This window comes from Pseudomonas sp. (assembly GCF_026224925.1).
In the GTDB taxonomy this organism is placed as follows: Bacteria; Pseudomonadota; Gammaproteobacteria; order Pseudomonadales; family Pseudomonadaceae; genus Aquipseudomonas.
In genome coordinates, this window is the sequence record NZ_JAMFRV010000521.1 from 1 (window position 1) to 4,119 (window position 4,119).

General features: G+C 58.9%; 3 protein-coding genes. All 3 read left to right on the plus strand.

Translation table 11 applies throughout. From position 1 onward, the window contains the following. The first annotated feature begins 318 nt into the window (after positions 1 to 318). Positions 319 to 702 carry a glycine cleavage system protein GcvH gene (gene gcvH / locus M0974_RS22065; protein WP_297841717.1) on the plus strand — a complete coding sequence of 128 codons (384 nt, stop codon included), beginning with the start codon at positions 319 to 321 and terminating at the stop codon, positions 700 to 702. A gap of 9 nt (positions 703 to 711) precedes the next feature. Next, on the plus strand, positions 712 to 3,576 hold the full coding sequence (gene gcvP / locus M0974_RS22070; RefSeq protein WP_297841720.1) for an aminomethyl-transferring glycine dehydrogenase: 2,865 nt from the start codon (positions 712 to 714) through the stop codon (positions 3,574 to 3,576). Between the two features lie 105 nt (positions 3,577 to 3,681). Beyond that, the coding region (locus tag M0974_RS22075) for a serine dehydratase beta chain (RefSeq protein ID WP_297841722.1) at positions 3,682 to 4,119 on the plus strand (438 nt) is incomplete at its 3' end.

The window sequence follows — 4,119 nt, forward strand, 5'->3', positions numbered from 1 at the left end:
GCCTTCGCAAGCAAGCTTGCTCCCACAGGTTTTGCAGCGACTTGGGCAATGGCGGGGTTTTCTGTACTGAAACCAATACAGCGGAACGATATCGCTACAACCCCCTGCACACCGCCGACCGCAAGGCTCTGATCCTATAAGCATTTTCAATTGTGTTTCCGCTGTAGCGATTTCGCTACAGCACTGAAATCCACGTCGAACTCAAAACCCCTTAAATCATTGATTTAACTCGATTAATTAACCTTGGCCGCAAACTTGCTATGTATTCCGCATTACGTTCGTGCGGATCACGGGCTTTTGCGTCTTTGAGGAGTTTTTATGAGCGAGTTGCGATTCACGGTCGATCACGAATGGTTACGTGCCGAAGCAGACGGCAGCGTCACGGTCGGCATTACCCCTTACGCGCAAGAGTCGCTGGGCGACGTGGTGTTCGTGCAACTCCCGGAACTGCAGGCCTACACTCAACACGCCGAAGTCTCGGTGGTTGAGTCGGTTAAAGCCGCCAGCAGCATCAACATGCCCCTCAATGGCGAAGTGGTTGAAGTCAACACGGTGCTCGACGCCACCCCAGAGCTGGTTAACGAAGATGCGGCCGGTGCAGGCTGGTTCTTCCGCTTCGTTCCTGAAGACGCTAACGCCATCAACGGCTTGCTCGACCAAAACGCGTATGACCGCCTGATCAAAGCCAACGCCGACGCCTGAGGAATAGACATGACTGACCGTATCGAGTTGAGCACCGCCAACGAATTTATCGCACGCCACATCGGCCCGCGCCCGGCTGACGAAAAGGCCATGCTCACCCTCCTGGGTTTCGATTCCCTGGAAGCGTTGAGCGCCGCCGTCATCCCTGAAAGCATCAAAGGCACCAGCGTCCTCGACATGGGCCCTGGGCAAAGCGAAGCTGATGCCTTGGCCTCGATCAAAGTTATCGCCGGCAAAAACCAGCTGTTCAAGACGTACATCGGTCAGGGTTACTACAACACTCACACGCCGGCGCCTATCCTGCGCAACCTGCTGGAAAATCCAGCTTGGTACACCGCCTACACGCCGTATCAGCCAGAGATTTCCCAAGGTCGCCTGGAGTCGTTGCTGAACTACCAGACCCTGATCAGCGACCTGACCGGCCTGCCGATCTCCAATGCCTCGTTGCTCGATGAAGCCACCGCCGCTGCCGAAGCCATGACCTTCTGCAAACGCCTAAGCAAGAACAAAAGCAGCCAATTGTTCTTCGCCTCCAGCCATTGCCACCCACAAACCCTCGACGTGTTGCGCACCCGTGCCGAGCCCCTGGGCATCACGGTAGTGGTCGCGGATGAACGCGAACTGACCGAAGTCGGCGAATATTTCGGCGCACTGCTGCAGTACCCCGCCAGCAATGGCGACGTGTTCGACTACCGCGACCTGGTAGAGCGTTTCCACGCAGCCCACGCACTGGTTGCCGTAGCGGCTGACCTGCTGGCCCTGACCTTGTTGACCCCGCCGGGTGAGTTCGGCGCAGACGTGGCCATTGGCAGCGCACAACGGTTTGGCGTACCACTGGGATTCGGCGGCCCGCATGCGGCCTACTTCTCTACCCGCGACGCATTCAAACGCGACATGCCGGGCCGTCTGGTCGGCGTGTCGGTTGATCGTCATGGCAAGCCTGCGTTGCGTCTGGCCATGCAAACCCGCGAACAACATATCCGCCGCGAAAAGGCCACCAGCAACATCTGCACCGCGCAGGTCCTTCTGGCGAATATTGCCAGCATGTACGCCGTGTACCACGGTCCGCGTGGCCTGACGCAAATCGCCAAACGCACCCATCAGTTGACCGCGATTTTCGCCCAAGGCCTGAGCCAGTTGGGTTTGAATGTCGAGCAGGAATCCTTTTTCGATAGCCTGACCCTGGTGACCGGCGCGGACACCGCGACTCTGCACGCCAAGGCCCGCACGCAACAGATTAACCTGCGTGAAATCGACGCCCAGCGCCTCGGCCTGTCGTTCGACGAAACCACTCAACAGGCTGACGTTGAAGCGCTGTGGCAGGTCTTTGCTGCAGGTGGGCAAAGCCTGCCGGACTTCAAGGCGCTGGCTGACAGCGTCGAATCGAAGCTGCCTGCCGCGCTGTTGCGCCAGTCGCCGATTCTCAGCCACCCGGTGTTCAACCGCTATCACTCCGAAACCGAGCTGATGCGCTACCTGCGCAAACTGGCGGACAAAGACCTGGCACTGGATCGCACCATGATCCCGCTGGGCTCTTGCACCATGAAGCTTAACGCCGCCAGCGAAATGATCCCGATCACTTGGGCCGAGTTTGGCAACCTGCACCCGTTCGCGCCTGCCGAGCAGAGTGCTGGTTATCAACAATTGACCGACGAACTGGAAGCGATGCTCTGCGCCGCCACCGGTTACGACGCCATTTCGTTGCAGCCGAACGCTGGCTCTCAGGGTGAATATGCCGGCCTGCTGGCGATTCGTGCGTACCACCAGAGCCGTGGCGACGAACGCCGCGACATCTGCCTGATTCCGTCTTCCGCCCACGGCACCAACCCGGCGACTGCCAACATGGCAGGTATGCGCGTGGTTGTAACGGCGTGTGATGCACGCGGCAACGTCGATATCGAAGACTTGCGCGCCAAAGCCATCGAGCACCGCGAACACCTCGCCGCGCTGATGATCACCTACCCGTCGACCCACGGCGTGTTCGAAGAAGGCATCCGCGAAATTTGCGGCATCGTTCACGACAACGGCGGCCAGGTGTACATCGACGGCGCCAACATGAACGCGATGGTCGGCCTGTGCGCACCGGGCAAGTTCGGCGGCGACGTGTCGCACTTGAACCTGCACAAAACCTTCTGCATTCCCCACGGCGGTGGCGGCCCAGGCGTTGGCCCAATTGGCGTCAAATCGCACTTGACCCCATTCCTGCCGGGCCACGCCAAGATGGAACGCAAAGTCGGTGCAGTCAGCGCAGCCCCGTTTGGCAGCGCGAGCATTTTGCCGATCACCTGGATGTACATCCGCATGATGGGCGGTGCTGGCCTCAAGCGCGCTTCGCAGTTGGCGATTCTCAATGCCAACTACATCTCGCGCCGTCTGGAGGAGCATTACCCTGTGCTGTACTCCGGCAGCAACGGCTTGGTCGCACACGAATGCATCCTCGACCTGCGCCCACTGAAGGACAGCAGCGGCATCAGCGTTGATGACGTCGCCAAGCGCCTGATCGACTTCGGTTTCCACGCGCCGACCATGTCGTTCCCGGTGGCTGGTACCTTGATGATTGAGCCGACCGAAAGCGAATCCAAGGAAGAACTGGACCGCTTCTGTGACGCCATGATCCACATCCGCGAAGAGATTCGTGCAGTGGAAAGCGGTGCGCTGGACAAAGACGACAACCCGTTGAAAAACGCACCACACACAGCAGCCGAAATCGTTGGCGAATGGACTCACCCGTACAGCCGCGAACAAGCGGTGTACCCGGTGGCTTCGTTGATCGACGGTAAATACTGGCCGCCCGTGGGCCGCGTCGACAACGTGTTTGGCGACCGCAACCTGATCTGTGCGTGCCCGTCGATCGAGAGCTATCAGGACGCTTGATTTCGATGGGGCTACTGTGGCGGTGTGACTGACACACCGCCTTCGCGAATTGCTTGACGCTATGTACCTGAGACCACGCACAACAACAAAAACCCGGAGTGCACCATGTCACTGAGCGTGTTTGACCTGTTCAAGATCGGCATCGGGCCCTCCAGCTCGCACACTGTTGGCCCAATGCGTGCCGCAGCGCGATTTGCGGAAGGTCTACGCCGCGATAATTTATTAACCAGCACGGCCAGCATCAAGGTCGAGCTGTATGGCTCGCTGGGCGCTACCGGCAAAGGCCATGGCAGTGACAAAGCCGTGTTGCTGGGTCTTGAAGGCGAGCACCCGGACACCGTCGACACTGAAACCGTGGCTGAGCGGTTGCTACAGATTCGTGGCAGTGAACGCCTGAATCTGCTCGGCGAACACAGCATCCCGTTCATTGAAAAACAACACCTGGCGATGATTCGCAAACCGTTGGCGTTCCACCCCAACGGCATGATTTTCCGCGCCTTCGATACCGCCGGTTTGCAAATCCGTAGCCGCGAATACTATTCA

Coding starts and splice junctions, on each gene's coding strand:
- gcvH (WP_297841717.1), top strand. CDS start 319: ATGAGCGAGTTGCGATTCACGGTCGATCACGAATGGTTACGTGCCGAA.
- gcvP (WP_297841720.1), top strand. CDS start 712: ATGACTGACCGTATCGAGTTGAGCACCGCCAACGAATTTATCGCACGC.